This window comes from Pseudoxanthomonas mexicana (genome assembly GCF_001556105.1).
Classification (GTDB): Bacteria; Pseudomonadota; Gammaproteobacteria; order Xanthomonadales; family Xanthomonadaceae; genus Pseudoxanthomonas_A; species Pseudoxanthomonas_A mexicana_A.
Map to the genome: position 1 here is coordinate 1 of NZ_LSIF01000097.1, position 2,560 is coordinate 2,560.

A 2,560-nucleotide genomic window follows, 5' to 3' on the forward strand; every position below is an offset into this window, starting at 1 on the left:
CTACAGTAACCCCGGACTCCAAATGGTTCCGCTACTGAAAGCGGGGGGACGTCGCGTGCTCTCCATCCATTCTTGGAGATTTGCTTCCTGTTTCAGCTCGATTTGACGTCGGCTGCCATCTTCGTCGTGTGCAACTTGAATGAATGCTTCTTCGTCTACCAAGTAGTTCTCAATACAGTACCGAGAGAGCCTGAAGACTCCTGTTGGAACTTCGTGATGGCACAAATCGCCAAGGATGCAAGAGAAGTCGCCGTCGATGATGTAGAGTCTCTTGCGTGCGTTGTTGGCGTCGCTGCTAAAGCGCTTAAGTACCTCGTGCCTGCCGCCAAGTCCAAATACCGTCTCTATGCGCAAGTTCTCCATGGCCCTTTGGAGAAGCGTTGTGAATATCCTTATAGTGGTGGCATCGGTATCCTCGACATATATGTCGATATCATTGAATTCCTCGAAGAACACCGAGCGAGCATGAAGGGCGCTGGCACTCCATTCAAGCTCTGTCATGCGGTGGCCCTCACCGTGATGCATTTTTCCCTGTATTCGCCGACGATTTCTGGCGAGTGCGTCGCGAGTATCAGTTGATTATTCTTTTGAGCCTCCATTGCCTTCTCAACGAAAATCTTCTGCCATCTTATATGGAGGGAGAGTTCTGGTTCATCGATGATGAAGACCCTTCTGTCTCGTCTGAAGAAGAGCTGGCCCAGCATAAGAAGTACTTGTCGCTCACCAGATGATAGAGCGGAAACTGGCACTACCTGCTTGTCGATACTCTCAACGCTCAGCTGTCCGACTTCGTCAATGACGACACGCTTTCGTGAGTCGGAGTAAAAAGAATTTGCAGCTGTTAGAAAGCGAGTGGTGCTGGCAAAAAGCTTATCGATTGAGGAGCGATGACTATCAATTACCTCAAGTAAAGTAGTGATTCGCTCAATCTGAGCTTTGTTCATCAGCCACTCGATGTTGAAGTTTGGTTCGTCCTGAGTGTGGCTGCGCTCCATCTGCTTGTAGAGAGCATTTAGCTTCTTGAAGAAGTTGTCGACTTCTCGCAACACGTCAGCGCTCTCAGCATCAACGCTCTGCAGTGCAGTGCGAATTTCGGACTGTCGAGCAACAAGCTGTTGTTGCTGCATCTGAAGTGACTCCCTTTCCATTCCTTCTATATCTTTCGAAGAAAGTTCGGAGTACTTAAACGCTGAAAGAATCACTGCCTTTCTAAGGGAGCGTGCCTGACCCTCTTGGATTGCGCGAAGGCGGCGATACTCGCTTGAAAGAAGCGATTGGACCTCGGTCATGCCATCTTGGGGGCCAGCAGTGACATGCTTCATGCGGTTGGCAAAATCGCGATAGTGGCGTATCCCCTCATCTTCACTATCATTGAGGCCTCCGCGCCTATCGATGCCGAGAAATAGCGGCGAACCCATCTCCTTAAGAGCACGCCACGTTGGGTTGTTCGCGCAGTGAGGGGCAAGGAAGCTGGCTAGTGATGATTCGCTATTCTGCTTCCTTAAGAGTCTGCTTAGGTCCGGGCTGTCTACCAGAGGAAGCACAAGTGGCTCAGATACTCTATCGATAGAAATATTGAGCGCCCCGCCATCGCGCGAGGCTTCGATATGCGAAACCTGCTTCTTCGGCAGCTCTACGGCAACTTGCAGCCTCTCGAATGGGATTTGATACAAATCCTCTAGCGATGCACCAAGAAGGCCGTGTATCAAACGTAGGGTTGTCGTTTTCCCGCTACCGTTTGCGCCGACCAGTATGTTCAAGTCGGGATTGAAACGAAGATTCAGTGAGAACTGGCCGTAAATTCCCTTGGCCCGCAGTGCGACTAGCTTCATAAGAGGTTCCCCGAATAGCGAGCCGGAGTCTGCCATAGCAGAGGCCCTGTGCCGATAGCTTTCGGGACTGACCCATTTCGTCCCCAAAGTCATTCCCGCTCACCCCATCCTACGACTTTTCGGTAGGCCATCCTTGAGGCTCGGGTCCGCTAGACTTCGGTGATGCCTCTATAAGACAGTCCACATGGCCCTGACCCCAACCCCCATCACCGCCGCCATCGCCGGCCTCTTCGCCGGCGTCGCCATGCCCTTGATCTGGCCGAAGCTGGGCGACGAGACGATGTACTGGGTGTTCGCGTTCCTGCTGGTGATCGCGCTGCCGATGCACGTGCTGGTCGTCGGCATCAATCCGGTCCGCAATGCCGAGGGCAGGGCAGGCATCGATGCGGCCGTGCTCAAGCGCGTCGTCATCTGGCTGGTGGCCGGCATCGCCGCCGTCGCCCTGATGAAGATCGTCGCGCCCTGACAGCCCACGCGCCCCTGGCGCGCCCGCGGCACGCAGCGTCCTGACGACGCCGCAATCCCCTGACTGGACGATGGGCCGCGTGTCTGCCTATCATCCTTCCGCCTGATTACGCATGCATACGCAAAGGGCCCCTTGGAATCGAGGAGCCAGTCATGCGTGGGCACACCCCCGTTTCGATGCACCCGGCGCCGCATGGCGCCGACGGCCTGACCCACCCCCGAATCCTGGGCCATCAGCCGGTAGAGATTCCGACCTTCTTCGG

At 54.7% G+C, this 2,560-nt stretch carries 3 protein-coding genes; 1 reads left to right on the forward strand and 2 read right to left on the reverse strand.

The window, feature by feature from the left end:
• Both AX730_RS16835 and AX730_RS18625 read right to left on the reverse strand, forming a co-directional pair.
• Nucleotides 1-501 (reverse strand): DUF4435 domain-containing protein, encoded by a 501-nt coding sequence (locus AX730_RS16835; RefSeq protein WP_062358364.1) that lies wholly within the window; start codon nucleotides 499-501, stop codon nucleotides 1-3.
• Nucleotides 498-1,832, reverse strand: a complete 1,335-nt coding sequence (locus tag AX730_RS18625) for an AAA family ATPase (RefSeq protein WP_198147235.1) — start codon at nucleotides 1,830-1,832, stop codon at nucleotides 498-500. The genes AX730_RS16835 and AX730_RS18625 overlap by 4 nt, the downstream gene beginning before the upstream one ends.
• Before the next feature lie 184 nt (nucleotides 1,833-2,016).
• Here AX730_RS18625 and AX730_RS16845 point away from each other — a divergent pair, with 184 nt between their 5' ends.
• Nucleotides 2,017-2,298 carry a hypothetical protein gene (locus tag AX730_RS16845; RefSeq protein WP_062358366.1) on the forward strand — a complete coding sequence of 94 codons (282 nt, stop codon included), beginning with the start codon at nucleotides 2,017-2,019 and terminating at the stop codon, nucleotides 2,296-2,298.
• Nucleotides 2,299-2,560: the final 262 nt, after the last annotated feature.

What these genes read in the sequence shown, in the direction of transcription:
- AX730_RS16835 (WP_062358364.1), bottom strand. Translation starts at nt 501, where the DNA reads ATGACAGAGCTTGAATGGAGTGCCAGCGCCCTTCATGCTCGCTCGGTG.
- AX730_RS18625 (WP_198147235.1), bottom strand. Translation starts at nt 1,832, where the DNA reads ATGAAGCTAGTCGCACTGCGGGCCAAGGGAATTTACGGCCAGTTCTCA.
- AX730_RS16845 (WP_062358366.1), top strand. Translation starts at nt 2,017, where the DNA reads ATGGCCCTGACCCCAACCCCCATCACCGCCGCCATCGCCGGCCTCTTC.